The sequence below is a fragment of the Burkholderia sp. Ax-1720 genome, assembly GCF_011753035.1.
GTDB lineage: Bacteria > Pseudomonadota > Gammaproteobacteria > Burkholderiales > Burkholderiaceae > Burkholderia > Burkholderia gladioli.
This window is the reverse complement of sequence record NZ_VWWK01000018.1, coordinates 22,609-48,256: the sequence shown is the minus strand read 5'-3', so window position 1 is coordinate 48,256 and position 25,648 is coordinate 22,609. Positions and strand designations below refer to the sequence as shown.

Annotated in this window: 22 protein-coding genes and 1 riboswitch; of the genes, 11 read left to right on the top strand and 11 right to left on the bottom strand. The window is 65.9% G+C overall.

Annotated features, from left to right (window positions below; translation table 11 throughout):
* Nucleotides 1-34: 34 nt before the first annotated feature.
* Both F3J18_RS08670 and F3J18_RS08665 read right to left on the bottom strand, forming a co-directional pair.
* Nucleotides 35-2,683, bottom strand: a complete 2,649-nt coding sequence (locus F3J18_RS08670; protein WP_166912553.1) for a GH92 family glycosyl hydrolase — start codon at nt 2,681-2,683, stop codon at nt 35-37.
* Nucleotides 2,684-3,084: 401 nt separating this feature from the next.
* Entirely contained in the window at nt 3,085-3,993 is a 909-nt protein-coding gene (locus F3J18_RS08665; protein WP_166912551.1) for a LysR substrate-binding domain-containing protein, read from the bottom strand.
* 261 nt (nt 3,994-4,254) lie between these two features.
* Between F3J18_RS08665 and phnX the strand changes: the two genes are divergently transcribed.
* The 3 genes from phnX to F3J18_RS08650 are packed head-to-tail and all read left to right on the top strand — an operon-like array spanning nt 4,255 to nt 7,710.
* The gene (gene phnX / locus F3J18_RS08660) at nt 4,255-5,112 is read left to right on the top strand and encodes a phosphonoacetaldehyde hydrolase (protein WP_166912549.1); all 858 of its coding nucleotides are present in this window, start codon (nt 4,255-4,257) and stop codon (nt 5,110-5,112) included.
* Nucleotides 5,109-6,239: an iron-containing alcohol dehydrogenase PsrA gene (gene psrA, locus F3J18_RS08655; RefSeq protein ID WP_166912547.1), complete on the top strand. Its 1,131-nt coding sequence runs from the start codon at nt 5,109-5,111 to the stop codon at nt 6,237-6,239. The genes phnX and psrA overlap by 4 nt, the downstream gene beginning before the upstream one ends.
* A 16-nt stretch (nt 6,240-6,255) precedes the next feature.
* Nucleotides 6,256-7,710 (top strand): MFS transporter, encoded by a 1,455-nt coding sequence (locus tag F3J18_RS08650; protein ID WP_025097411.1) that lies wholly within the window; start codon nt 6,256-6,258, stop codon nt 7,708-7,710.
* A gap of 147 nt (nt 7,711-7,857) precedes the next feature.
* Here F3J18_RS08650 and F3J18_RS08645 read toward each other — a convergent pair whose 3' ends face one another.
* Nucleotides 7,858-9,150, bottom strand: coding sequence for a cystathionine gamma-synthase family protein (locus F3J18_RS08645; RefSeq protein ID WP_166912545.1), 1,293 nt, complete (start codon nt 9,148-9,150; stop codon nt 7,858-7,860).
* A gap of 182 nt (nt 9,151-9,332) precedes the next feature.
* Here F3J18_RS08645 and F3J18_RS08640 point away from each other — a divergent pair, with 182 nt between their 5' ends.
* Nucleotides 9,333-9,815, top strand: coding sequence for an Lrp/AsnC family transcriptional regulator (locus tag F3J18_RS08640; RefSeq protein WP_013691463.1), 483 nt, complete (start codon nt 9,333-9,335; stop codon nt 9,813-9,815).
* A gap of 46 nt (nt 9,816-9,861) precedes the next feature.
* Here the strand turns inward: F3J18_RS08640 and F3J18_RS08635 are convergent, their stop codons facing one another.
* On the bottom strand, nt 9,862-10,452 hold the full coding sequence (locus tag F3J18_RS08635) for a histidine phosphatase family protein (RefSeq protein WP_166912543.1): 591 nt from the start codon (nt 10,450-10,452) through the stop codon (nt 9,862-9,864).
* 93 nt (nt 10,453-10,545) lie between these two features.
* Nucleotides 10,546-10,614: riboswitch (cobalamin riboswitch) on the top strand.
* Between the two features lie 75 nt (nt 10,615-10,689).
* Between F3J18_RS08635 and F3J18_RS08630 the strand changes: the two genes are divergently transcribed.
* The 3 genes from F3J18_RS08630 to F3J18_RS08620 all read left to right on the top strand — a co-directional run bounded on the left by F3J18_RS08630 (nt 10,690) and on the right by F3J18_RS08620 (nt 12,403).
* Nucleotides 10,690-10,899, top strand: a complete 210-nt coding sequence (locus F3J18_RS08630; protein ID WP_025097409.1) for a CbtB domain-containing protein — start codon at nt 10,690-10,692, stop codon at nt 10,897-10,899.
* A 10-nt stretch (nt 10,900-10,909) separates the two neighbouring features.
* Nucleotides 10,910-11,653: a CbtA family protein gene (locus tag F3J18_RS08625; protein WP_166912541.1), complete on the top strand. Its 744-nt coding sequence runs from the start codon at nt 10,910-10,912 to the stop codon at nt 11,651-11,653.
* Nucleotides 11,654-11,773: 120 nt separating this feature from the next.
* The gene (locus F3J18_RS08620) at nt 11,774-12,403 is read left to right on the top strand and encodes a VC0807 family protein (RefSeq protein ID WP_036032848.1); all 630 of its coding nucleotides are present in this window, start codon (nt 11,774-11,776) and stop codon (nt 12,401-12,403) included.
* Nucleotides 12,404-12,431: 28 nt separating this feature from the next.
* Here the strand turns inward: F3J18_RS08620 and F3J18_RS08615 are convergent, their stop codons facing one another.
* The 5 genes from F3J18_RS08615 to F3J18_RS08590 form a co-directional block, all read right to left on the bottom strand.
* Nucleotides 12,432-12,986 carry a GNAT family N-acetyltransferase gene (locus F3J18_RS08615; protein ID WP_166912539.1) on the bottom strand — a complete coding sequence of 185 codons (555 nt, stop codon included), beginning with the start codon at nt 12,984-12,986 and terminating at the stop codon, nt 12,432-12,434.
* Between the two features lie 11 nt (nt 12,987-12,997).
* Entirely contained in the window at nt 12,998-13,558 is a 561-nt protein-coding gene (locus F3J18_RS08610; protein WP_166912537.1) for an XRE family transcriptional regulator, read from the bottom strand.
* 287 nt (nt 13,559-13,845) lie between these two features.
* Complete coding sequence (locus tag F3J18_RS08600; RefSeq protein WP_166912534.1) at nt 13,846-17,043, bottom strand: EAL domain-containing protein; 3,198 nt, start codon at nt 17,041-17,043, stop codon at nt 13,846-13,848.
* Between the two features lie 289 nt (nt 17,044-17,332).
* Nucleotides 17,333-17,524: a hypothetical protein gene (locus tag F3J18_RS37810; RefSeq protein WP_205195359.1), complete on the bottom strand. Its 192-nt coding sequence runs from the start codon at nt 17,522-17,524 to the stop codon at nt 17,333-17,335.
* Between the two features lie 32 nt (nt 17,525-17,556).
* Complete coding sequence (locus tag F3J18_RS08590) at nt 17,557-18,261, bottom strand: hypothetical protein (RefSeq protein WP_047839257.1); 705 nt, start codon at nt 18,259-18,261, stop codon at nt 17,557-17,559.
* Nucleotides 18,262-19,311: 1,050 nt separating this feature from the next.
* Here F3J18_RS08590 and F3J18_RS08585 point away from each other — a divergent pair.
* A complete protein-coding gene (locus tag F3J18_RS08585) occupies nt 19,312-20,157 on the top strand; it encodes a hypothetical protein (protein ID WP_084152418.1) in 846 nt (281 codons plus the stop codon).
* The gene (locus F3J18_RS08580) at nt 20,154-20,792 is read left to right on the top strand and encodes a hypothetical protein (RefSeq protein ID WP_166912532.1); all 639 of its coding nucleotides are present in this window, start codon (nt 20,154-20,156) and stop codon (nt 20,790-20,792) included. The genes F3J18_RS08585 and F3J18_RS08580 overlap by 4 nt, the downstream gene beginning before the upstream one ends.
* Nucleotides 20,793-21,051: 259 nt before the next feature.
* Here F3J18_RS08580 and F3J18_RS08575 read toward each other — a convergent pair whose 3' ends face one another.
* Complete coding sequence (locus tag F3J18_RS08575) at nt 21,052-22,068, bottom strand: AraC family transcriptional regulator (protein WP_345891742.1); 1,017 nt, start codon at nt 22,066-22,068, stop codon at nt 21,052-21,054.
* A 61-nt stretch (nt 22,069-22,129) separates the two neighbouring features.
* Between F3J18_RS08575 and F3J18_RS08570 the strand changes: the two genes are divergently transcribed.
* Nucleotides 22,130-23,188: an aldehyde reductase gene (locus tag F3J18_RS08570; RefSeq protein ID WP_166912530.1), complete on the top strand. Its 1,059-nt coding sequence runs from the start codon at nt 22,130-22,132 to the stop codon at nt 23,186-23,188.
* Nucleotides 23,189-23,454: 266 nt separating this feature from the next.
* Nucleotides 23,455-24,813, top strand: coding sequence for an MFS transporter (locus F3J18_RS08565; protein WP_036032420.1), 1,359 nt, complete (start codon nt 23,455-23,457; stop codon nt 24,811-24,813).
* Between the two features lie 72 nt (nt 24,814-24,885).
* On the opposite strand, the gene F3J18_RS08560 is transcribed toward F3J18_RS08565, so the two are convergent.
* A complete protein-coding gene (locus tag F3J18_RS08560; RefSeq protein ID WP_166912528.1) occupies nt 24,886-25,566 on the bottom strand; it encodes a TetR family transcriptional regulator in 681 nt (226 codons plus the stop codon).
* Nucleotides 25,567-25,648 lie beyond the last annotated feature (82 nt).

Below are 25,648 nucleotides of genomic sequence, written 5' to 3'. Positions count from 1 at the left end.
GGTTGTCCCGGGCCCGCCTATGCGTTTCACCGACTCAGTGCCGCGAGGCCGGCGGCGGCGCGAATGCCGTGTTCGGATCGCGGCCATCCCATTGCGCGATCCAGGCATCGTTCGGCGTCGAGCCCATCACGAAGTCGAGCTTGCCGCCGGCCGCCATCTCCTCATGCGTGATGTAGGGCCGATGCAGCGGCGTGCCGTTCAGCGTGACCGACTGCACGTAGCGATTGGTCGAGGACGGCGGCGCGCCGCTCGCCGTGTGCGCCGTGATGCTGAACTTGCGCGATCCCTGGAAGCTTAGCGCGCTGCCGTTCGCGCCGCCGCTCGCGCTCGGGATGTCGATGCTGGCTTCCTCGAACAGAGGCGTGCCGAAGTAATAGACGCCGCCCACCGGGTTGAGCGAATAGATTCCCATCGCCGACAGCACGTACCAGGCCGAGAGCTGGCCGAAGTCGTCGTTGCCGGGGATGCCCGAGGCGCGCACGCGGCGCGGATCGTCCTGCGCGGTCTTCAGGCTGCTGCTGCTCAGTTCGCCGCGATCGCGCGCGGTGAGCGTGAGCGAGTACAGCTCGTCCATCACCGTGCGCACGAGATCCTGCGTCTTCGACGGCGTGCCGGCCACGTCGTAGAGATAGGGCATCTGGTTGGCCGGCTCGTTGCCGGCGACGTACTGGCCGATGCGGCCGGTCAGGTCCGGAAAGCCCTGGCCGTTGAGGTAGCCGAGCGGGTTCTTCGGATTGAAGGCCTGGTCGAGCTGCGCGCTGAAGCTGGTCTTGCCGCCGAGCACCGAGATCAGCCCGGGGAAGTCGTGGAAGACGTTCCAGGTGTCGATCCACGAGTTCGCTTCCGAGTAATCGGTCTTCTCGGCCGCGGCCGGGTCGAAGTTGCTCGACCAGTTGCCCGAGCCGCTCTTGGGCACCGCGAAGATCCAGCCGTTGTACTTCGTCGGGTTGTAGACGTTGCGATAGTTGCCGCTGCGCGCCAGGTAGGGCTGCCAGGCCGAATCGCCCTTGCCGGCGGCCTGGCCGACGCGGGCCGTGGCCCAGTCGTCGAAGGCATAGTCCTGGGTGGTGGAGACCGAGGCGTTGTCGCCCGAGTAGACATAGCCCTTGCTGCGGTACTGGTCGAAGCCATGGGCGCTGGCGCCCTGGGTGGTGGTGAGCGCGGTCCAGATGTCGTCGGTGCTCGCGCTGGTGAGGTGCTTCAGGTAGGCATCGGCGATCAGCGGAATCGCCGGGTGGCCGGCCATCGTGAAGGTTTCGGTCTGCGCGAGCGGCCAGACCGGCAACTCGCCCTTGCCGTTCTGCTTGAACTGCGTGAGCAGCGACTTGACCCAGCCGTCGACGCGCTCCGGCTGCACCAGGGTCATCAACGGCGATTGCGCGCGGAACGTATCCCACAGCGAGAACGAGGAGGAGTAATCGAAGCCCGGTGCCGCATGCTTGCTGGTGGTGGGCGGCGAGCTGCTGCCGTTGTTGCTCGAATCCATGCCGACATAGCTGCCGTCGGCATTGTTGTACAGCGTCGGCCCGAGCATCGCGTGATAGAGCGAGGTGTAGAACATGGTGCGCTGGTCGTCGGTGCCGCCCTTGATGCGGATTCGGCCGAGCGCGGCGGCCCAGGTCTGTTCGGCGCCGGCCTTCACCTCGTCGAAGGGCTTGGCGCCCACTTCGGCGGCGAGGTTGGCGGTGGCGTCGGCCACGCTCGACGGCGAGATGCCGACGTTCACGGTCAGCGGCGCGTCGCCCGCATTGGCCGCGCCGAAGCTCAGGTAGGCGGTGTTGCCGTCGGCGCTGAAATTCACCTGCTTGTCGAAGGGCTGCGAAAAGCGCGCGATGAAATAGGTCGGCTTGTTGTTGGCCCAGTTGTTGGTGATCTGCCAGCCGGCGATGGTGCGCTCGTCGATCACCTGGATCTTGCCGCTCGCGAGCGTCCCGCCGATCGGGCTGGCGATGCTGACGATCATGGCGCGTTTCTGCGTCGATGCGCTCGGGAAGTAGCTGTAGCGATGCACGCCGGCATGGGCGGTAGCCGTCAGCTCGGCGAGGATGGCCGCGCCCTTCACGTTCCAGGGTGTCTTGCCGGTGCCTTCGGGCGCCATGCGCACGCGGTAGTAGCCGGGGCTGGCGCTTTCGTCGGCGTGGCTGAAGCGCGCGTTGTAGGTGACCGAGCTGCCCTTGATGCTGGCCAGCGTGGCCGCGTCGACCGGCGCGAGCGTCGGCAGGAAGCGTACCTCACCGCCCGAGCCGATGCCGGCGCCCGACAGGTGCGTATGCGTGAAGCCGGTGATGTTGGGATCGTCGTATTGGTAGCCCGAGGTGCGGTCCCAGTCCCAGGGCAGGGCGCTCGGGCCGCCCGTCGTGTCGGGGCCGAGCTGGACCATGCCGAACGGCACGGTCGCGCCGGGATAGGTGTGGCCGTGCCCGCGAATGCCGCTGCTCCAGTTCGCCTTGATGTCGAGATTGGCCGTGCCGATGATGGGATCGACGCTGCGCAGCAACTGGGCGGTGTCCACCGTGTCGGCCGGCGTGTTGCTGCCGCTTGTCTGCGTGCTGTTGCTGCTGTTCGCATCGGCCGCTCCCGCGCCCGAACGCGCCACGCCGATGCCGCCCGCGTCGCCGTTGTCGCCGCCGCAGCCGGCCAATACCACCGCGACGCCGATGCCAAGCATGTTTCGTAGTTTCATCGTCTGCTCCGTCTCTGTATCAACTGCTTGTCGAGGGCGCATGGCCCGGATTCTTATTGCATGTCGTCAGGCGAGCGAGTGTGGATGAATAGTAGGAATCCGTAGTATTGGTTCGCATGACGAGGATGCCGCATGGGTTTGGCCGGAGCAAAGGCTCCCCCAGCCGTGCGGATTCCCTTCAGGAAAGAATTGCCGCACGGATTGGCTGTTTATCGAATTTTTCCGGCCTGATTTATCGATCGCGGATGTCAACCAGAGGCGAGGACATCTATCGACAGCGTGCCAGAGAGACAAGCGGTGAACTACTCGGAGTATTCCGAATTTTTATTATGTTTATCTAAACATTTTATCGATTGAATTCTGTTTTTGATGTAATTGATTTAACTGTTTTCCGTTGCGATTCATTCGGCATGTGCCGCGATCGGCAGCTTGCCGCTGGAGCCGGGCCGGCATTGTTTCATCGCCTCGAAGAACGCCGCCACCAGCCGGCTCTCGCGCCGCTCGCGCAGGCAGCACACATGGATATGCGTGCTGACCGGGTCGCCCTCGATTCTCACCGGCCGCAGCCGGGCCTCGTCGGGCACGTATTCGGACAGCGAGACCGTGCCCACGCCGAGCCCGCGCGCGACGGCCTCGCGCAACGCCTCGCGGCTGCCGATCTCCATGGCGATGCGAGGCGTGGCGCCGATCGCGCCGAGCGCGTCCTCCAGTGCGCGCCGCGTGGTCGAGCCGGCTTCGCGCATCAGCAAGGGCACGGTGGCCAGTTCGGCCAGCGTGATCGATTCGCGTGCCGCGAACGGATGCGCCGCGCCGACGAAGGCGATCACCGGGTAGCTCGCATAAGGCGCCATCTCGTAGCGCTCGTCGCTGAACGAGCGCGCGATCACGCCGACGTCGCAGGCGTAGTCGTCCAGGTCGTTGAGCACGCTTTCCGAGTTGCCGAGCGTGACGGCCAGCTGCATGCGCGGATGCGCGGTATGGAAGGCCTCGATGATCTCGGTCACGTGGAACGGGCTGACCGCGCCGATCCGCAGCACGCCGCGCGTGAGCTCCCCGCTGTCGTGCAGCAGCGAGCGCGCGTCGTTCTCCAGGCCGTTGATCTGGCGCGCGAGCGGCAGGAAGTCGAGGCCGACCGTCGACAGCTCGACACGCCGTCCGCGGCGATGGAACAACTGCACGCCATGTTCCTGTTCGAGCGCCTGGACTTGCGAGGTGATGGTGGTCTGGCTGGTGGCGAGCGCGCGGGCCGCCGCCGTGAAGCCGCCGTGCTGGACCACGGCGAGGAAGGCACGAATCTGGGTCAGGGTCATCGGTTGCGCATGAGATGAGCCGGCAAGGGACGGGCGCGGGCCGATCGATCCTGTCGAATCGGCCCTTAAAAAGCGGCTTTTCCTGTGAAGATTGGTCGATCGGCCCGCAAGCCCCGTCCCGCCTGGGTGTTCAAGGGTCGAACGATGATTCAACGATTTTTTCGATGGATCGATTCGATTTGACCGGGTAGTTCGATCATAGACCGGTCATGTTGCAAAACTATGCTGGCGTCCGTGATCCACTTTTCCCGGAGCCCAGCCATGCTGCAGCGATCCGCCCCCCTCGATGCCGCCCACCGCGCCCAGCGCGCCTACCGCGGCCCCGTTACCACCGCGATCTTCGACTGGGCCGGCACGGTGCTCGATTTCGGCTGTCTCGCGCCCGTTTATGCATTTCGTGAGGTGTTCGAAGCGGCTGGCGTGCCGATCAGCGAAGCCGAGGCGCGCGCGCCGATGGGTGCCGCCAAGCGCGAGCACATCGAGCTGATCCTCGAGGACGTTGAGGTGCAGGCGCGCTGGCGCGCCGCGCGCGGCGCCGCCTCGACCGATGCCGATATCGACGCGCTCTACGCGCACTTCCTGATCGCCGACGAACGCAACGTCGAGCGCTATAGCGACCTGATCCCCGGCGCGCTCGACACCATCGCCACGCTGCGCGCGCGCGGCATCCGCATCGGCAGTACCACCGGTTATCCGCGCGAGGTCATGCAGCACCTGCGGCCGCTGGCCGAGCGCCATGGCTATCGGCCCGATCACTGCTGCACGGTCAGCGACGTGGCGCGCGGCCGTCCCTATCCCGACATGTGCCTGGCCAATGCGCTGGCGCTCGGCGCGCCCGACGTGCGCAGCTGCGTGGTGGTCGACGACAGCCCCACCGGCCTCGAATCGGGCCTGGCCGCGGGCATGTGGACGGTGGGCATCGTCGCCAGCGGCAACGAGGTGGGCCTCTCGCTGGCCGAGTGGCAGGCGCTCGACGCGGCCGCGCGCGATGCGCGCGTGGCGCCGGCGCGCGAGCGCATCGCCCGCACCGGCGCGCACTACGTGATCGACAGCATCGCCGACCTGCCGGCCGTGATCGACTCGATCGGCGAACGCCTGGCTGCCGGAGAAACGGCGTGAGCGACTGGCAATTCCACAACCCGGTGCGCGTGCGCTTCGGCATCGATGCGCTGGACGCCATCGGCGAGGTGCTGGCGGGCCGCTCCTACGCGATCGTCACCTACCCCGACACGGCCTTTCTCGCGCCCTGCGCGCGCATCGAGGCGATCGCCGGCCCGGCGCTGCTGCGCATCGATTCGGTCGAGGCCAACCCCTCGGTGACGATGCTGCGCGAGGCCTGCGCGGCGCTGGCCGCGCTGCCGGCCATGCCCGAGGTGCTGGTGGCGCTCGGCGGCGGCTCGGTGATGGATACCGCCAAGGTGCTGGCGGCCGAGCACGGCCGGCTGGAGCCGGTGCTGGCCTGGATCGCCGATGGCAGGACGCGCCACGCCGCGCAGGCCCTGCCGATCGTCGCGATCCCGACCACCTCGGGCACCGGCAGCGAGGTGACCTCCTGGGCGACCGTGTGGGACCCCGAGCACGACCGCAAGCTCTCGCTGGCGCGCGACGATCTCTATCCCGAGACGGTGCTGGTCGATCCGCGCCTGGTGGTCGGGCTGCCGCCCGCGCCGACGCTGGCCAGCGGGCTCGATGCGCTGTCGCACGCGCTGGAGAGCATCTGGAACCGCAACGCGAACCCGGTCACGCGCGGCCTGGCCGTGGATGCCGCGCGCGAGATCCTGCAGGCGCTGCCGCGCGTGATGGCCGCGCCCGGCGACCTCGAAGCGCGCTCGGCGATGGCGCTCGGCGCGCTGCGCGCGGGCCTGGCCTTCTCGAACACGCGCACCGCGCTGGCCCACAACATCTCGTATGCGATCACGCTGCATCACGGCGTGGCGCACGGCATGGCCTGCTCGTTCTGCCTGCCGGCGGTGATGCGCTCGGCGATCGGCGCCGATGCCGATTGCGATCGCGCGCTGGCCGAGGTGTTCGGCAGCCTCGAGGCCGCCCCGCGCGTGCTGGAGCAGTTCCTGGAATCGCTCGGCGTGCGCTGCGAACCCGCCGCCTACGGCATCGAGCAGGACGAATGGCAGGACATCGTCGCAAGCGCCTTCGAGGGCGCGCGCGGCCGCAATTTCATCGGCGCGCCCGCGCGCTTTCCCCAATTCGATTTCCCGGACGTGGCACTGAGCGTGCCCTCGCCGTGATCGTCAGGAGAACTTCATGACCTCGTCTCAACCCGTGCGGACCGATGCGCTGTCGCGTCTGGACAATATGCCGTGGACCTGGTTCCACACGCTGCTGGTCGCCGCGCTCGGCGTCGGCTGGGCGCTCGACTCGTTCGAGACCAACATCATCGGCAGCGTGTTCGGCGTGCTGAAGAGCCAGTGGCACCTGAGCTCGGCGCAAGGCTCGCTGGCCGTGACGATCTGGGTGTTCGGCATGCTGGTGGGCGCGATCGCGTTCGGCTACCTGGCCGACCGCTTCGGCCGCAAGCGCCTGTTCCTCGCCACCCTGCTCTGGTACGCCTGCTTCAGCGTGCTGACGATCTTCTCCTGGAACTACGAGTCCTTCCTGTTCTTCCGCGCCATGACGGCGCTGGCGGTGGGCGGCGAGTACTCGGCGGTGACCGCGACGATGGGCGAGTTCATCCCGCGCCGCCATCGCGGCAAGACCGATTCGCTGATCCTGTCGGGCTTCCCGGTGGGCGCGCTGCTGTCGGCCGCGATCTCCTACTTCGTGCTGAACAACCTGCCGGCCGACGTGGCCTGGCGCGTGGGCTTCGGGCTCGGCACCACCATGGCGCTGCTGTTCTTCTGGATCCGCCGCGTGATTCCCGAATCGCCGCGCTGGCTGCTGCAGCAAGGCCGCATCGCCGAGGCCGAGGCGATCGTCGCCGCGATCGCCGGCAGCGCCGAGCGCCCGGGCGTGAGCGAGGCCAATCGCGAACTGGCTCGCAAGCGCTACGAGCCGGCGCTGTTCACGCCCTCGCAGCCGGCCTTCTGGCGCAACGTGCGCGAACTGTTCGGCGCCTACCGGCTGCGCTGCGGCCTGGCCAGCGCGCTGAACTTCTCGCAGGCCGCCGTGGTGTATGGCGTGCTCTCGCTGATGGCGCTGGTGATCCTGCCGTACATGAAGGTGCCGGCCGGCGACATGCCGCTCTACTACGTCTACGGCAACGCGGCCGCGCTGGTCGGCGGGCTGACCGCCTCGGTGCTGGTGGAGGCCTGGGGGCGGCGCACTTCGCTGCTGGTCAGCTACAGCTTCACGGTGGCGGCGATCGTGCTGATCTACATGATGCACACGCTGCCGGGCATGGTGGCCGGCTACTGCCTGATCCAGTTCGGCGTGACCTGGGCCTACATCTCGGGCTACGTGGTGTCCTCGGAAGTGCTGCCGACGCGAATCCGCGCCACCGGCCTCGGTGTCTCGGTGGCGGTGGGCCGGGTCGGCGCGATGGTGGCGCCGCTGATGCTGACCAACGTCTACGCGGCGACCGGCACGCCCTCGGCCGCGCTGATCGGGCTGCTGCTGCTGGCCTTGCCCGGCCCGCTGGCCGCGCTGCTCTGGTTCGTGAACGGCCGCGAGACGCGCAACGTCTCGCTCGAGGAAGGCAGCGCCGACAACGGCACGGCCCACCAGGCCGGCTGGACCCCGCGCGCGGCGACCGCGCAATGAGCATGCCGCAATGAAAAGGGCGGGGCGGCCGGTTCCGGCTCACCCCGCCCGATGCGGTTCGCGTCACGGCGCGACACGGTGAGCGTGTCGCGCCGTTTTCGTTTCGCGCGGCGCTGCTATCGCGCCGCGTGAAATGACTTCGTGCGCTCAGGCCTTCGCGCAGGCGATGAAGGCGTTCTCGAGATCGGCGATCAGGTCGTCGCCGTGTTCGAGGCCGATCGAGATGCGGATCAGGCCTTCGCTGACGCCGGCCTTCTCGCGTGCCGCGGCCGACACGCCCGAATGGGTGGTCGAGGCGGGATGGCAGACCAGCGATTCCGAGCCGCCCAGGCTGACCGCCGACTTGAACAGGCGCAGCGCGTTGATGAAGCGGAAGGCCTGCGCGCGGCCGCCGTTCAGCACGAAGGCGAAGGTCGAGCCGGCGCCCGTGCAATGGCGCTTGTAGACCGCCTGGTAGGCGTCGTCGAGGATGGTTTCCGGGTGGAACACCTCGACCTTCTGGTGCGGATTGTCCACCAGCCAGCGCGCCACGCGGCTGGCCGTCTGGGTGGCCTGGGTCATGCGCAGCACCACGGTTTCCATCGAGCGCAGCAGCATCCACGAGGAATGCGGATCGAGCTGCGAGCCGAACGCGCCGCGAATCGAGCGCACCTTGGTGATCATCGCCTTGCTGCCCGTCACGCCGCCGGCCACCAGGTCGCTGTGGCCGCCCACGTACTTGGTCAGCGAGTAGACCGAGAGATCGACGCGATGCGCGGCCGGCTTCTGGAAGATCGGGCCGAGCAGGGTGTTGTCGCAGACCGAGATCGGGCGATAGCCGTGACGCTGCTCGAAGGCGTCGATCTCCGCCACCATGCCGTCGAGGTCGATGATCGAGTTGGTCGGGTTGGCCGGCGTCTCGATGTAGACCAGGCGCACCGAGCCCTTCTTGGCGGCGGTCTCGAGCGCGTCGCGGATCGACTGCGGGGACAGGCCGTTCTCGATCGCCTCGGTGCCGATGCCCCATTCGGGGAAGATCTTCGAGATCAGCGTTTCCGTGCCGCCATAGAGCGGCACCGATTGCACGATCTGGTCGCCCGGGCGCAGGAAGGCGAGGAACACGGTGGAGATCGCCGACATGCCGCTGGAGGTGACGGCCGCGGCTTCCGAGCCGTCGAGCAGGGCCAGGCGATCCTCGACGATCTCGAGGTTCGGGTGGTTGAAGCGGCTGTAGACGAGGCCGGCCGCCTCGCCTTCGGGCAGCGGCTTGCGGCCCGAGACGATGTCGAAGAATTCGGCGCCGTCCTCGGCGGACTTGAAGGCGAAGGTGGAGGTCAGGAACACCGGCGGCTTGACGGCACCCTCGGAGAGGAAGGGATCGTAGCCATACGACATCATCTGGGTCTCGGGATGCAGGGGGCGTCCGTTGAGATCCTTCTTGTGATAGTTCGAATACGTCATGGTGAGAGCCCTCGTCTTTTGAATGAGAGAACGCCGTCGCCCGAACGCGTGCGTCACCGCGCAAACCGCGTCGGGCGACGGCGGAGTTGCGCTCAGTGTAGAGTTGCCCGGCCAGAATATTCGTTCCTTTTCGTTCCCGCAAATCCTATAATTTGGAACGATCTTTCCCGAAAGGCCAATCGATGAATAAAGGCAGTCGCAGCGTCGAGATTGATGCGACCGACATGAAAATACTTCAGATTGTTCAGGAGAACGGGCGACTCAGTAATGCCGAAATCGCGGAGCAGGTTTCGCTGTCGCCCTCGCCTTGCTGGAAGCGCCTGAAGCGCTTGGAATCGAGCGGCATGATCCGCGGCTACCAGGCCATGCTGGACCGCCGCATGCTCGGCTTCGGCGTGGTGGCCTTCGTCAATATCTCGCTCGACAACCACACGCAGAAGGTCTGCCGCGCCTTCGAGGCCGGCGTGATGGCGATGCCCGAGGTGATCGCCTGCCACAACACCACCGGCGCGCACGACTACCTGCTGCAGATCCTCGCCGAGGATTTCGATACCTATTCCGAATTCGTGCTCGACCGCCTGCGCACGCTGCCCGGCGTGAAGGAAATGCTCAGCACCGTGTCGATGCGCGAGCTGAAATCCTCGGTGAAGCTGCCCTTGCGTTGACCATGGCGCTGACGCGCATTGTGTTCTGGTAGCGGCGCGCGCGGCGTCAATCGTGTTGCGCTGCGATCGAAGGCAGCTTGTCGTCGAGACGCACGATCCAGCCGCGCGGCGAGCGCTTCAATTCGATCCCGCCGAGCGGCGCGATATCGATACGCAGCATCGCTTCGGGCGAGATGCCGAGCGCATGCGCGAGCGCGGCGCGCAGCACGGCCGCGTGCGTGACGGCGACGAAACTGCCGCTCGCCGGCAGCGCATCGAGCCAGGCGCTGACGCGGCGCAGCACCTCGAGATGCGATTCGCCGCCGGGCGGCGCGGCGGCCGGATCGGTGATCCAGGCTTCAAGCTGTTCCGGCGCGTCGTTCGCTATCGCCATCAATTTTCTGCCGCGCCAGCGGCCCGCATCGAGGTCTGCGAGGGCGGGTTCGGGCTCGGCATCCAGGCCGAGCGCCTCGGCGGTCTGCCGCGCGCGCAGCGCCGGCGAACTGAGCGCGCGGGCTTCGCGCGGCCAGCGCCAATGCGAGGCGGCGCGTGCCGCTTCAGCCAGGCCGCGTGCGTCGAGCGGCGCGTCGTCGGGGAAGCTGCCGGCGCGCAGTTCGGCATTCGCGGCGTGAGAGATCAGTCGGACGGTGAGCGTCATCGTTTCATTGTGTTCGGCGAGGCGCTCCGGCATGGCGGCGCGCGATTTCCGTTCGCCGCCCATCTTGCGTAGAATCCAGCCGTTGCGATGTGCGGAAGCCGGTGCGAAGCCGGCGCGGTCGCGCCACTGTAACCGGGGAGCCGGCCTTCCCGGAAGCCAGACCTGCACATGGAGCATCCTTTCATTCCGTTGACAGTCATTGTCGAGCGGGGCGCGTCATCCCCTGGAGAGTCGAATATGTCCGAAGCCACCCTCAAGCCGGTTGCCATGCCGGCGCCCATCCCCGTCCGCGAGCTGATGCCGTGGATCGTGTTCGGCGGCCTGCTGATGCTGCTGGCGCTGTACTTCGTCGGCGCCGAGGAAGGCGCGACCTCGATCGTGCCCGGCATGTACGTGCATGAGTTCGTGCACGACGCGCGCCACCTGCTCGGCTTCCCCTGCCACTGACGGGGGCTCCATGGTCGGAAAACTGTTGGTACGCGGGATGCTGGCCGGCATCGCCGCGGGGATCCTCGTGTTCGGCTTCGCCCGTTTCGCCGGCGAGCCACAGGTCGATCGAGCCATCGCCTTCGAGGAGAAGATCGATGCGGCCAAGGGCGAGGCGCCCGAGCCCGAGCTCGTCAGCCGGCCGACGCAGGCCGGGCTCGGCCTCGGCACCGGCGTGATCGTCTATGGCGCCGCGCTCGGCGGCCTGTTCGCGCTGACCTTCGCCTTCGTGCACGGCCGCATCGGCAGCCGCCAGCCGCGCACGCTGTCGGCCTGTCTCGCGGCGGCCGCCTTCGTCTCGCTGGTGGTCGTGCCGAACCTCAAGTACCCGGCGAACCCGCCCTCGGTGGGCGATCCGGACACCATCGGCTATCGCACCGGGCTGTTCTTCCTGATGATCGCGATCTCGATCGCGGTCGGCGTGTTCTCGCTGAACTTCCGGCGCTCGCTGGCCGCGCGCATGGGGCAGTGGAATGCCTCGATCGTGGCGGGGCTGCTCTATATCGCGATCATCGCCGCCGTGCAGTTCGCGCTGCCCACCATCAACGAGGTGCCGGCCGCGTTCCCGGCCGTGGTGCTGTGGAAGTTCCGCGTCGCCGCGATCGGCATGCAGGCGATTCTGTGGACCACCATCGGCCTGCTGTTCGGCGCGCTGGTCGAACGCAGCGGGCTGGTTGCCGTGCCGCGTCGCGGCAACGCGCCGGTCGCGCTGTAGGCGCCGCGCACCATATCCCCCTCGTCGCCCCTGCGCGGCACCGGCGATGCGACGGCCACCTCGGTGGCCGTTCGCCTTTATACTGACCCCGCCCTGTTTTATCCGCGAGGTTCCCCTCCCGTGAAGATCCGCGTTGCCTTCGTCGCCGAGCTGGCCGTCAATTTCGTGCTGCCGTGGGTGGTGTACCGGCTCGCCCTGCCGAGCTGGGGAGAATCGGGCGCGCTGTATGCCTCGGCCGTGCCGCCGCTGCTGTGGGGCATCGTCGAATTCGCCAGGACGCGGCGCGTGGATGCGCTCTCCGCCATCGCGCTGCTCGGCATCGCGCTGTCGATCGCCTTGATGGCCGGCGGCGGCAGCCCGCGCCTGCTGCTGGTGCGCGAGTCCTTCGTGTCGGGCACGATCGGCGTGGTGTTCCTGGTGTCGCTGGTGTTCAAGCGGCCGATCACCTACTACCTGACGCGCGCCACCGTGGCGCGCGAAGGCGAGGGCGGCGTGGAGCGCTTCGAGCGCTTGTGGGAGGACAGCGCGTCGGTGCGTTCGGCCCTGCGTCTCATCACGCTGATGTGGGGGCTCGGGCTGGTGATCGAGTGCAGCGTGCGTAGCTGGTGCGCCTGGAACTGGCCGATCGAGCGCACCTTGGTGGTTACGCCGATCCTCAGCTATGTGACCTTCGGCGGCTTGATGGTCTGGACCTTCTGGCTGCGCAAGCGGTTGCGCGGCCGCGTGCAGGTGGGCGAGGCCACGCTGTGAGCGCTGGGTCGTTCAGCCCAAGGCGCGCTTAGCTCGCGGCGACGTGCCGGTAGTAGAAGGTGGTGCCGCACAAGGCGCCATCCGGCATCAGCGCGAAGCCGGGCACGTCGCCCACGCGCTGCCAGCCCGCGCGGCGATAGAGCCGCTCCGCGGCGCCTCCCGTGACGGTATCGAGTACCAGCACGGTCTTTCCTTCCTCTGACGCGATCGCCTCGACGGCCTTCATCAAGGCCTCGCCCACGCCTTGCCGGCGCGCGCGCCGGTGCACCAGCATCTTCGCGATATCGGCGCGATGCGGCTGGTTTTCCGGTTGCGCGGTGATCATCTGCACGGTGCCGATCGCGATGCCGGCTGCATCCTCGGCCACCAGCAGCACGCGCCGCGCGAGCGCGACCTCGTCGGCCACGTCTTGCCAGAAGCGCAGTGCGGTGTCGCGCGCGATCGGCAGCATGAAGCTGACCGAGGCGCCGCCCTCGACGCAGTCGATCAATACCTCGGCGAGTTCGGGGATCTTCGCGCGGGCCTCGTCGGCGTCTAGGCGACGGATGCGGGGGGCTTGGGCGGGCGTGGTTTGCGAGGTCATGATGGCTCGGATCAGCGCGTGCTCAGTGCCACCAGGTAGCGGGCGGGCCGGCGCGTGGGGTTGTGGAATTGCATCGGGCTGTCGAGGCGCATCGCCACGCAGTCGCCGGCCTCGAGCCGCCAGACGGTGGTGCCGGCGGTGATCTCCATTACACCTTCGAGCAGCCAGATCTGCTGGTGGATGTCGGCGTCGCGCGCGCTGGTGTCGAAGTGGACGCGCGCGCCGGGTGGGAAGTGAACTTCGACGAGCTGGATCGGCGAGCGCAGTGCCGGCGAGAGTTGGCGGCGTTGGTAGCCCGAGGCGGGGTCGGTCCATAGCGGTTGATCGGCGGCGCGGGCTAGCGGTGAGGGGGCTTCGCTCTCGCCGCTTTCGCCGAATAGCGAGGAGAGGGGCACGGCCAGCGCGGTGGCGAGCTTGTCGAGCACGACGGCGGTCGGGCTGCTCTGGCCGCGTTCGATCAGGGAAATGTTCGAGCGGCTCACGCCGCTGTGCTCGGCCAGTGTCTCGAGCGACCAGCCGCGGGCATCGCGCAGGGCACGCAGGCGTTCGGCGATTCGGTCGTGGACGTTCATCGTAGCCATTCCAGTTTGTTGGATATTGCGTCCAGTAAACTAGATGGGCGAAAATAGTCTGTCAATACCGGAGAGCGCCAGCCGCTTGCCGATGGCAGGCGCCACGGGCAGTTCGTTGCGGTACTCGCTTACTTGATTGCCCGGGTTTTCGCGGTGATCCAGTCCATCCCGGCGAGCAAGATCGCGGACACCACGAATGTCATGTGCACGGCGATACCCCTCGCATCATGTCCTCCTTGCCGAGTGCCCCGGCGTTTTCCGTTCCATCGGCCCATCGCGCCACCCGCTCAGACCGCTTCGCTGACGTGCGATGCGGTGCGAGTCCTGAGCCATTGCTCGAGTGCTTCGTTCGGCATCGGCCTGGCATAGTAGAAGCCCTGCAGTTCGTCGCAGCCGATGCGCTTGAGCGCGTTCGCCTCGTGCGCCTGCTCGACACCCTCGGCCACCACGCGCAATCCCAGCTCGTGGCCGAGCTCGACGATGGCGCGGATCACGGCGAGATCGGCGAGCGCATCGAGCCTGCCGTTCACGAACGCGCGGTCGATCTTGAGCCGGTCGAGCGGGAAGCGATGCAGATAGCTGAGGCTCGAATAGCCGGTGCCAAAATCATCGAGCGAGAGCTTCACGCCCAGCGCGCGGATCTCGTTGACGGTGTCGAGATAGTGATCGACGCTCTCCATCAGCACGGTTTCGGTGATTTCGAGTTCGAGGCTGTCCGGCTTGACGTCGTGGGCCCTCAGACCGTCGCGCAGCTTGTCGACCAGTTGCGCGTCGTCGCGCAACTGCACCACCGAGAGGTTGATCGACACGCGGATCTCGGGCAGGCCCGCGGCGCGCCAGCGCGCGATCTGGCGGCACGCCTCGTCGATCACCCAGGCTCCGATCGGCACGATGAGGCGCGTTTCCTCCGCGATCGGGATGAACTGCGAGGGCGGCACCATGCCCAGATGCGGGTGCTTCCAGCGCAGCAGCGCCTCCACGCTCAGCAACTCGTCCGTCGCGGCCTGCACGCAGGGCTGGTATTCGAGCCACAGCTCGCGGCGCTCCACCGAGGTGCGCAGATGGGTTTCGAGTTCGAGACGGTGGCGCACGCTTTCGGCCATCTCGGGCGAGAAGAACTTGACGAGATTGCGGCCGCCCGATTTCGCGCGGTACATCGCGGCATCGGCGTTCTGCATCAGCGTCTCGATGTCCTCGCCGTGATCCGGATACAGCGCGATGCCGATGCTGCACGCCACCTGCAACGTCATGCCGCCGATCTGGTGCGGCTCCTGCATGAGCGGCAGCAGCCGTTCGTCGAGCAGGTGCGCCACGTCGGCCGCGCTGCCCGCGCCGCCGAGCAGGACCGTGAACTCGTCGCCGCCGAGCCGGCTCACGGTGTCTCCCGCGCGCACCGACTGCAGCAAGCGTTGCGAGACCGAGCGTAGCAGCCCGTCGCCGGCGTGATGGCCGAACGTGTCGTTGATGTCCTTGAAGCGGTCGAGATCGATGAACAGCACGGCCACGCGGCTGTCGTTGTGCCGCGCCTGCTCGATCGCGGCACCGAGCCGCCTGGTGAACAGCGCGCGGTTGGGCAGCTCGGTGAGCACGTCGTGCTCGGCGAGGAACCGGATGCGCGCCTCGCTCTTCTTGCGGTCGGTGATATCGATCAGCGTGCAGATGTAATGGGAAACGGCGCCGTGCTTGTCGCGCACGGCGCTGATCATGAGCCAGGCCGGATAGTCGCCGCCCGCGCGCCGGCGCACCACGGCCTCGCCGTTCCAGACGCTCGAGATGTCCACCAGCGCCGCGAGCCGGGACATCAGCGGCTGGTCGCTTCCGCTTGCCAGGACGAAGTTGGGCAGCGTGCCGCTGATCTTCTCGGCGCGATAGCCGGTGGCGCGATAGAACGAGGCGTTCGCGGTCAGCAGGCGGCGCTCGCTGTCGAGGATCAGGATCGCCTCCGACGAAGCCTCGAACACCTTCGCCCACAGTTCGAGGCGTTGCTCCATCAGCTTGATCTGGTTGATCGGCGTGAACGCGGTGAGTACCGCGTCGCGTCCCTGGAATTCGAGGCGGCGCGCCGAGAGCATGGCCCAGGTGGGTTCCTCGCTCGCCCTCCAGCGCACCTCGAACTGGTCGACGGCATCGCGATCGGAGAGCTGCTGGAAGAAGCGCGCGCGCACCGCCGAATCGAGCCCCAAGGCCCACGGGTCCGAGGTGCAGCCGTTGAGCCAGTAGAGCGCCGGATGATTGGCGTGCAGCACCTCGTGGCCGGGTACCGCGGTGACCATCATCGGTACCGGCGTGGCCTCCACCAGCGCGTGCTGTGCCTGCGCGGCGCGCGCGCTGGCGGCGAGCTCCTTCTGCACGTCGCGTTCGTGATCGAGCTGCGCGAGCATGTCGTTGAACCCGCTGACGAGCTGGCCGATTTCGTCCTGGCTGTGCCACGTGGCACGCAGGCCGTGGTCGCCCGTGCGGCGCACGGTGTCCATCACGCGCGCGAGCTGGCGCAGCGGCCGCGAGATCTGCTGGGCCACCAGGTAGACCATCGAGAGGATGCCGCAGAGCAGGAACAGCGCGGTGCCGAGGTGCAGCCACATGCGTGAGAACAGCGCGCTCACGCGTGAGTGCAGCAGTGTGTCGAGCTCGGCGCCGGTGGCGCGCCAGGCGTCGCCCGCGCGAGCCACCAGCGCCTGCTGGGCCGCGTCGGCGGTCGCGCGCGAGGCGGCGTCGGCGCCGCCCGCCGCCACTACCAGGCGCGCGGCGTCGCGATAGGCCTCGATCGCCGCGAGCAGCTGCCCGGTCGGCGCGGAGAGCATTCGCTGTACGCCGGCGTTGGCGGCGCCCGCCTCGGCGAAGTCGGAGCGCAGCCCCTGCGCGACGGCGTCGAGCTGGCCTTCGAGCACGAGATAACGGGTGCTCAACTCGCGCCGGCTCCGGGGATCGTCGGTGCCTTCGCGCAGGCGCTGGCCGATGCCGTTCACCGCATCGAGCAGCGCGGGGTAGCGCAGCACGGACAGCGACATCGAGTAATAGCTGTCGAGATCGGGGTCGAGGATCAGGTTCGACTGGTTGCCTACCCGCGTGATCAGATCGCGGCAGGCCGTGAACGCATCGCGCAGGGCCCCGGCGCGATTCACCGGCGATGTGTGGGCAAGCGCGTCGAGCGCGGCGCGCACGCGTGCGTTCAGCTCGCCGCTTTGCAGCCCCGCGCCGTATTGCTGTTCGGCGGCGGACAGCGCGGCTTCGGTGCGCGAGATCTCGCGCATGCCGAGGCGCCCATCGGCGCCGAGCGTGGCGACGTCCACCAGCGCCTCGCGCACGCTGGCCAGATAGGCGTTGCCGACGATCTCCTTTTGCGAGAAATCGATCGACATGTATTTCTCGTGGATCAGGATGCCGCTGATATAGACGACCGCGCTCAGATCGAGCAGGTAGATCAGCAGCAGCTTGCGGCCGACCCGCAAGCGCCCGAGCAGCCGAAAGAACAGGTTGTGTTGCATCGCATGCGCCAGGATGACACCGAGGGTTGCCGCCGAGCTCCATGCGGGAAGGCGGCGTGTCTGGAAGCGTCATCGCGAAGTCCGCGCGCGCTCGCTCCCTGACTAACGGCAGCGTCGCGTGGGGCTTTAGCGCGCGAGGGTGGAATCGCCCTGGCGGTGCGTGGATGCTTCGGCATGGTGCGTGCGCACCGCCGTGGCGCGAGGCGGGACGAGCAGCAGGGCGAAGCGGCGCATGCGACGCGGCTGCACCGGACCGATCAGCGATCCGCGGGCTCGGCGCACCGAACCCTCAGGCATCGAAAAGCGCTTCGCTTTCCTTGAAAGAATCGATCAAGTGCTGCATCAGCACGCGTAGCGTCGGCACGTTCCGGTCCTGCCTGCGCAACGGGGTGAAGAAATCGTCGTGCCAGTGTTCTGTTCGGTCAAGTGACGACTTTTTCGCTTGGCCAGCTATCGTGCTGAACAGAGGTCTGTTGAGCATGCGACGGTAACGCCGAGATGTGACCCGAACAATTAGTCAAGCCGGTGCCAGCGACCAGATTCCGGGCACACTGCGGCCGGTGCGCCGTTCGACCAGACCTGCTCCTCATCCAGGTGCAGCGCGGTCGCTGGGGCAACGTCGAAGACGACCTCGAGCGCTTGCCCTACCTGGGCGTCTTCGATGGGAAGCTCCCAAGTCAGGAATATCTGGATGCAATCCTGGTCCGGCGCGAAATCGACCGCGTTAAAGCCGCTACTGTGGCGCTGGATGACGCCATGAGGCTGGCCCGTGTCGAATATCACGGCTGTTCCCCGGGTCAGAGGAATGCGATGGCCCGTAGAGGGAAAATGCAAGTCCAGCCCGCGGTCCTCGCTCAGGAAGAGATTGCAGAAGGCCGCGCCGCCATATTGCGCACCGTCATGGTGGTACCTCGCGCCACGACACGCCATGAGGGCTACGTCGCTGGAAGCAAGCACGGTGGGTAGTCCCATTGCGCATGTCCAGTCGGACATCGCCTGCACGCAGCGCTTGTAGTCCGGCCAGCGCGCTTGCGTTCGCGCCAAAGGCATTGCCTCGACATCCCCAGGTTCCAGTACGAGCCGCGACGATGTTTCCCTTTCCCAATCCGCGAGTACGCGTGCGGAGGGAACAGGCACGTCGACCGTGCCTGATAGAACGATGTCACTGACGCGTCGACTGCGGATGGCGTCGCCGCTCCAGAAATAGGAAGTCAGCATGTTTCGAATTCGATGCTGTCGATGGGGGGAGGTCGCGATTGTAGCGATTTAGTGGGGTGGCGTTGGTGGAAATCGGGTGGCGAGGGGCTTTTGATTGGTCGTTGGTGGAAGGGCGGAAACGGGTTGGGAGCAGCCTGCGGCATTTGTTGGCTTCCGGCCAGGAACGAACAGCCCCACAGTCGACACCACGTTAACAATCGACCCGATTCTCGCCGGGAGCTCCGAACACTATGTCAAAACTGACAGATATTTTTTTGGACTGCCGATATCTCTATCTCAGAGGTATCGGCCAGTTGGACGACGGGACATTACGACTTGTCCTTCTGGAGGCAACCGAAGGTGGTGCCGTCGACTCGGCAAAGCTCGGCTTTGATTCACCCCCTGAATTGACCGACATACTTAAGGGAGCGCGCGCGATCGAGCATCTGCCTGGATGTCGCATATTTGATATCCGCTGGTCTAGCTACATTGCGTACTCTGTTGTCAACGAGAGAGCTACGCGTCGGGGGAACCCGAGACCTCCGACGGGTCAGGGAAACTCTTCAGGGAATACGTTCGCTCGGAATATCTCAGCTACATGCGCAAGGCGTCATGGGCCTGCGATGACCATCCAGGCCCTTACAGGCATTGGGCTGCGTATTGTCTGAATCACGTCGTTGATGTTGCATCTCCGTCCGAACCGGAAATTACTGTAGAGATTGCGGCGACTTGAAGAGGGAGAGGAAATCACCCTGGTAAGGCGGGGGGAGGGGGCACATCGCGACATGAAGGAGATCGCCCGCTGCCTCCAAGTATGTTCCATCGACGGGTTGAATCCGCAAGCAGTCTGACCGACCACGCCGGGTTGGCAGTTGATACTGCAGCGTATGGCCGGTACGCAGCGCCGAATTTCCAAGGTCGCTGCGGATTCAACCGGGCCTTCGACAGCGGAGCCTTTGCCGTCGACAATCTTGTTGTATCGGTCTTCGGCTAGGTCATGCATAGGGCACAATTCGCGCGTGATCCAAGCTATGCTACCCGGCTTTGCTAAAAAATTACTACCACATCGGCATGACTTCGATTTTTCCCAAACGATACACAACGATTAGAGTGATCGCCTGTGCACTGATGTTGCAAAGCGTGTACGCGCTGCAGGTGTTCGCTTACGTGGGGTTGCTGTGGTCACGCTCATGGTCGACATTAAAATTGGCGATGTCGTGGCAGATGTTGATGTGCGACGCCATCTGGATTGTTTCTGCCGTCGGAAGTCTGGTCGCGAGTGTCGCCTTATGTCGTCGACGTGCTTGGGGCCGAGCACTCTATGTATGGATGACATTCACGAGTATCGCGCTGACGATATTGCTTCCGGTTCGCCTCGTCGTTTTGATTTCGCTGCCCTTCACCGGCTTGTTTGTTGCGCTTCTGTACAGCAAGCGGAGTCGAGAATTTCTGGAGGGTGGTCGCCATATGCCGCCGACACGCACGATACGGGATCTGATTCGAATTGGCATTCTCGGTGCGTCCTGCCTGCTTCATTTTTTTGCAATGTCTTTCGCGGCAAGCCGCACAGGCTGGCTACCGCTCCTAATGCCGCACGGACGCCCTATGAGTCTTCTTATCACCGCGGCGATTGCGCTTCTGATTGGAGTTGCGCTTTCGCCCAAGAGCCAGCGGGCGTGGAACTGCGGCATGACCTTGATGATCTTCTCTGTTTCGATGACTGGCCAATTGCTCCTCTACGTAACAACGAGCACGCCACTAGTCAAATACATGCCTGCTCCTTTCAGGTTCACACCGTTTCCGTGGTCCGTGATGATTGCGTACACGGGAGCGGTGGGACTCGTCGCTACGGCGTTGCTGCAATGGACCAGGCCACCTCGTCGCCGACCCCGTCTGGAGATGCCTGACTTCTCGTGATGATTGCCCGCCGGGCATTTTCCGACCACAAGGCGACCTTCGACAACAGGACGCGAATCGCTGACAATCTCACCATGCTTGGATGCTGCCTGCCTATCGAAGGCCCCCGGTGCGAGGCTCCGGGCAAGTCCATTGAGTTTGTAGTGAGGTCTTGTTCTGGATTTAATGCAATGAAAATATTGGGAATATTTATTTGCTTGTGCGGCATATTGTGCGGGGTTGCTGCATTATCATTTTCGTACTTGGGCTGGATAGCCACCCCCATTGGCTTGCCTTGTCAAGAATCGAGCTATGACGGGATACTCGATATAGAGTATGGTTTTGGTGGTGAGAGGATAAACTTTCTAAGTGGTGGAAATTCTCTGCTGCTGGCGGGAGGGACTGGACATCATCGGGGAACTTTTCCACTGCTGATGTTCGATGGGCTGTCATCTGGATCTCGAGCACAGGTGGCGTATTGCCGTAATCAAATCGTGCACATGAAGTCGGGGGAGCGTGAAATCTTCGATCTTACACAGAAAAGCGCAGAGCATAATCGTTTAAGCGCGATGCGACTGGGCGTGCGAATCGCGATATTTGCGTTCTTGGCTGCGATATTGGGCCATTGGTTAGCACGGCGTGCCCTCGATTCGTGATCAACTGCCAGCGGTTCCGACCAGTGACCGTCTCGATCCGCTGCAGTGAACGTCTGCTCTGGATAGGCTGCAATGTCAGATTCGGGTCGGCTACAGCCAATCGCATCCAACGCTATGCCGCTACTTCCGCGCGGCAGCAGGCCATTCGCATGAACTCTGACGGTCTCGCCTGGACACCTGTGATGGGACCGGCCGTAAGTCGTTGATTGTCTGCCTACCCGGTTGCAGATATTCCGACGCCCTACGCCTGCCGTGTCTCTCACTCGGTTTTTACCGCTTCGAGCTCGGCACTCACCCCTTCCGTCGTATCAGTCGCACCAGCCGGCCGCGCAATACTCCGATACCCCCTAGGCGACTGCCCCGTCGCCTTCTTGAACGCGTTACTAAACGCGCTCTCGGAGGTATACCCAACCGATTCCGCGATCTGCGCCACCGAGCTGCTACTTTCCCGCAACGCCCGCTCCGCCAAACGAATGCGCCAATCGGCCAGATAACTCAACGGCGCCACCCCCGCCGCCGTCCGAAAGCGCAGCGCAAACGTGGTACGAGACATCGCGCAGGCCTCGGCCAATTCATCGAGCCGCCAATTACGCGCCGGCTCGCCATGCATCAACGTCAGCGCAGGCGCAATCCGCCGATCGCACATCACCCGAAACCAGCTAGCCGGCAGCGCTTCCTCATTCGCCATATGGGCACGCAGGATCTGAATAAACAGCAACTGAGCCAGATGCGCCGATGCCAGCTGCGTACCCGGCAGCGGATCCGAACGTTCCTCGACAAGCTGCGCGAGCAACTGCCTGAACGCAGCAGCCTGCGGCGCCGCCGCCTGGATACGGATCCACGGCGGCAACACACTGGTCAGCAGCCGCCCGCCCTCGGGATCGAGCAGCACATGCCCGCCGATATGCGTGAAATCCTGGCCGTCGCCGATCACCGCCGTCGATTTGCCGGCGCCGGAAAACAGGCTCATCGCATCGACCGGCTCCAACGACGGATCGCTGGACAGCACGAAGGAGCGCCGCGCCGACAACAGCCCCACATCGCCCGATTCGAAGTAAAGGGCTTCGCTCTCACCCTCGAAGCAGGCCCAGCAATGCCCGCGCATCACGGCGAAGAACTTGATCGAGGCAGGCGCCGGAAACCGGATCGCCCACGGGGCGCCGGCCGAGAAACCGCCCGTGACGAGCGATTCCGCCTTGGCCAGCTTGAGGATGTCGGAGAGGGGATCTGAAGTCATGTCCGCACTATCGCGCAAGTAAAACGCACTTTCAAGTATTCTCCGTCCGGAGGCGGCGCCTTAAGCTGGCGGTTCATCGTTATCAAGGGAAGGCGCTGTCATGTCGTCGAATCAGGAAATTCCGCAGCCGGACACGAGCAAGGATCTGGTATTGGTCACCGGCGGGACCGGCTTCATCGCCCAGCATTGCATGCTGGCCTTGCTGGAACAGGGTTATCGCGTGCGCACCACGGTCCGCTCGCTGTCGCGCGAGGCGGAAGTGCGCCGGCAGCTCGCGGCGGGCGGCGTCGAGGCCGGCGATCGGCTCTCCTTCGTGGTGGCCGACCTGGCGGACGACGCGGGCTGGGACGAAGCCGCCAGCGGCTGCGCCTACGTGATGCACGGCGCCTCGCCGACGCCCTCGGGCGAATACGCCAACGAGGACGAGCAGGCCTGGATCCGCCCCGCCGTCGAGGGCAACCTGCGCGTGCTGCGCGCCGCTCGCGACAACGGCGTGCGCCGCGTGGTGCTGACCTCGGCATTCGGCGCGATCGGCGCCGGGCACGGTGCCGATCACCGCCGCCCCTTCGACGAAACCGACTGGAGCGACGTGGACGGCCATATCGCGCCGTACCAGAAGTCGAAGACGCTGGCCGAACGCGCCGCTTGGGATTTCATCGCGCGCGAAGGCGGCGGCCTCGAACTGTCGGCCGTCAATCCGGTGGCCGTGGTGGGCCCGGTGCTGGGCGCGGACTATTCGCACTCGATCCACCTGATCAGGAACCTGCTGAACGGGCAGCCGGGTTATCTGCGGATCAACTCGGGTTTCGTCGACGCGCGCGACGTCGCCAGCCTGCACCTGCTGGCGATGACCGAGCCGGCCGCCAAGGGCGAGCGCTTCCTGGCCACCGGCGGCGCGAGCCTGTGGATGGCGGATGTCGCCAAGGTGCTGCGCGAACGGCTGGGCGAGGCCGCCAGCAAGGTGCCGACGGCGCTGCTGCCCGACGAGGTGGTGCTCGGCAATCCGGCCATGAAGGGGCTGCTCCCGCTGCTCGGCGTGGACATGAACGTCACCAGCGAGAAGGCCATCCGCCTGCTGGGCTGGGCGCCGCGCTCGCAGGAGGACGCGATCGTCGCCAGCGCCGAAAGCCTGATCCGGCTGGGGTTGATCGACAACTGAGCGATCGCGGGTCGGTAAAGCCCGGCGCCGGCGGGCGCCTCGACCCTCGCAAAGCCATCGCTAGCCCCTTGCCGGCCGAAGCCGACAAGGGGCTTTCTGCATGATGACGATTGGCATTGGTAGTACCCCGCGTTGACCGATCTTGCGTTGCAACACTACAGTGTTCAACTTTGGAACCATTGTTCGTCAGGCGAATTTATCGCCATGTCGAGCCGATCAACGTGACCGAGGCGGCGCAGTCCGCCCACCGCCGCAGGAGACTTGCGATGAGTCGTAGCCCCGTCGTGAACGTGCAGACGTTCATCAACGAACAGCCGTTCGGCGCGTTCCAATGGCTCATCTTCCTGATGTGCTTCGTGATCGTGCTGCTGGATGGTTTCGATACCGCGGCGATCGGCTTCATCGCGCCCTCGCTGCTGTCGGAGTGGCACCTGAGCAAGCCCGATCTGGCGCCGGTGCTGAGCGCGGCGCTGTTCGGCCTGGCCTGCGGGGCACTGGCCTCGGGGCCCTTGTCGGACCGGCTCGGGCGGCGCGCGCTGCTGATCGGCTCGGTGCTGCTGTTCGGTGTGGCCTGCCTGGGCTCGGCGTTCTCGTCGAGCATCGGCGAGCTGACCACGCTGCGCTTCGTGACGGGCGTCGGCCTGGGCGCGGCGATGCCGAACGCGGTCACCATGATGGGCGAGTTCTGCCCCGACAAGCGCCGCGCCACCGTGATCAATCTGATGTTCTGCGGCTTCCCGCTCGGCGCCGCGTTCGGCGGTTTCCTGGCGGCCTGGATGATCCCGCAGTTCGGCTGGCGCAGCGTGCTGATGCTGGGCGGGATCGCGCCGCTGGTGCTGGTGGTCGCGCTGCTGGCGCAGATGCCGGAATCGGTGCGTTTCATGGTGGCGACCGGCAAGCCGCTCGAGCGGATTCGCGAGACGCTGGCGCGCGTCTCGGCCACGGCGATGCAGGCCGGCTCCTTCGTGATGACGGAGACGGCGCCGCAAACCGGCGGCAAGGGCGCGGCGGTGGTGCTGTCGCGCCAGTACATCGTCGGCTCGGTGATGCTGTGGATCGCCTACTTCATGGGCCTGGTGATCTTCTACGCCTCGATCAACTGGATGCCGATCCTGCTCAAGGATGCCGGGCTCGCGCCGAAGACGGCCACGCTGATCTCGGCGCTGTTCCCCCTCGGCGGCGTGGGCGCCGTGCTGAGCGGCGTGCTGATGGACCGCTTCAATGCGAATCGCGTGGTGGCCGTCTGCTACGCGCTGACGGCCGTGAGCGTCTACTTCATCGGGCAGGCGGCCGGCAATGTCGGCGCGCTGGTGCTGATCGTGTTCCTGGCCGGCGTGCTGATGAACACCGCGCAGTCCTCGTTGCCGGCGCTGGCCGCGGCCTTCTACCCGACCGCCGGGCGCGGCACCGGGGTGGCCTGGATGCTCGGGATCGGGCGCTTCGGCGGCATCGCCGGCTCGTTCCTGGTGGCGGAACTGGCCGCGCGGCACGTCTCGTTCGCGAACGTGTTCGCGACCATCGCGGTGGCGGGGCTGGTGTCCTGCGTCGCGTTGCTGGTCAAGCAGAGCGTGCGGCCGCAACAGGCGGCGCCGGGCGGCGAGAAGATCGAATCGCTCGGGCACTGATGCCTGCTTGCACGTGAAAGAACGAAGGCCTGCTCGATGAGCAGGCCTTTTTGCATGGCTTCGGAGAAAGGCTCAGCGTGCCCGTTTCGTCTCGATGCCGGCGAGGATCAGGTCGATGCCGGCCAGGAAATCCTCGCGATCGTCGTGCGTGCGCATTTGCTTGGCCAGGCTGCGGGTGAAGGGGAAGGTTTCGAGATCCAGCTCGGACCAGGCGGTGGCGATCTCGTCGAGGAAGCTGGCGCGCTCGACGTCCAGCTCCTGCGCGATCCGCGCGTTCGCCGCGTTCTGCGCGCTCACGCCGAGGATGTAGCTCAGCAGCGCCTGGACGGTGCTCCACAGCGCGCGTTCGGGCACCTCCAGCGCGCGAACCTGCTGGCCGATGCGCTCCAGCATGCGAACCATCGGCAACTGGCCCGGCACGCGGTTGAGCGCGGAGCCGATCCAGGGATGCGCGTCGATCGTGTCGAACAGGCTCAGCGCGAGCGTGCGGATCGCCGTTTTCGGCGAGACGCGGCGCGAGGGCGGCGCCATCGCGCCGGCCAGGATGGCATCGCAGGCGGCGCTCAGCAGGTCGTGCTTGTTGTCGACGTGCCAGTAGATCGCGCCCGGCCCGGTGGCCAGGCGCTGCGACAGCGCGCGGAAGGTCAGGCCGCTTTCCCCGGCATTGTCGAGGATCTCGATCGACGCCTCGATGATCTGTTCTCGCGACAACGAGGATTCGCGTCGCTGCGGGCTGCGTGACTGGGTGGCCATGCCGGATCTTGACCTCTATGGAATGTTGTTCCAAGATTGCCATGGAATGACGTTCCATGCGACGGTTCATGATGAACCTGTT

Coding starts and splice junctions, on each gene's coding strand:
- F3J18_RS08670 (WP_166912553.1), bottom strand. CDS start 2,683: ATGAAACTACGAAACATGCTTGGCATCGGCGTCGCGGTGGTATTGGCC.
- F3J18_RS08665 (WP_166912551.1), bottom strand. CDS start 3,993: ATGACCCTGACCCAGATTCGTGCCTTCCTCGCCGTGGTCCAGCACGGC.
- phnX (WP_166912549.1), top strand. CDS start 4,255: ATGCTGCAGCGATCCGCCCCCCTCGATGCCGCCCACCGCGCCCAGCGC.
- F3J18_RS08650 (WP_025097411.1), top strand. CDS start 6,256: ATGACCTCGTCTCAACCCGTGCGGACCGATGCGCTGTCGCGTCTGGAC.
- F3J18_RS08645 (WP_166912545.1), bottom strand. CDS start 9,150: ATGACGTATTCGAACTATCACAAGAAGGATCTCAACGGACGCCCCCTG.
- F3J18_RS08640 (WP_013691463.1), top strand. CDS start 9,333: ATGAATAAAGGCAGTCGCAGCGTCGAGATTGATGCGACCGACATGAAA.
- F3J18_RS08635 (WP_166912543.1), bottom strand. CDS start 10,452: ATGACGCTCACCGTCCGACTGATCTCTCACGCCGCGAATGCCGAACTG.
- F3J18_RS08630 (WP_025097409.1), top strand. CDS start 10,690: ATGTCCGAAGCCACCCTCAAGCCGGTTGCCATGCCGGCGCCCATCCCC.
- F3J18_RS08625 (WP_166912541.1), top strand. CDS start 10,910: ATGGTCGGAAAACTGTTGGTACGCGGGATGCTGGCCGGCATCGCCGCG.
- F3J18_RS08615 (WP_166912539.1), bottom strand. CDS start 12,986: ATGACCTCGCAAACCACGCCCGCCCAAGCCCCCCGCATCCGTCGCCTA.
- F3J18_RS08610 (WP_166912537.1), bottom strand. CDS start 13,558: ATGAACGTCCACGACCGAATCGCCGAACGCCTGCGTGCCCTGCGCGAT.
- F3J18_RS08600 (WP_166912534.1), bottom strand. CDS start 17,043: ATGCAACACAACCTGTTCTTTCGGCTGCTCGGGCGCTTGCGGGTCGGC.
- F3J18_RS37810 (WP_205195359.1), bottom strand. CDS start 17,524: ATGCTCAACAGACCTCTGTTCAGCACGATAGCTGGCCAAGCGAAAAAG.
- F3J18_RS08590 (WP_047839257.1), bottom strand. CDS start 18,261: ATGCTGACTTCCTATTTCTGGAGCGGCGACGCCATCCGCAGTCGACGC.
- F3J18_RS08585 (WP_084152418.1), top strand. CDS start 19,312: ATGACTTCGATTTTTCCCAAACGATACACAACGATTAGAGTGATCGCC.
- F3J18_RS08570 (WP_166912530.1), top strand. CDS start 22,130: ATGTCGTCGAATCAGGAAATTCCGCAGCCGGACACGAGCAAGGATCTG.
- F3J18_RS08565 (WP_036032420.1), top strand. CDS start 23,455: ATGAGTCGTAGCCCCGTCGTGAACGTGCAGACGTTCATCAACGAACAG.
- F3J18_RS08560 (WP_166912528.1), bottom strand. CDS start 25,566: ATGGCCACCCAGTCACGCAGCCCGCAGCGACGCGAATCCTCGTTGTCG.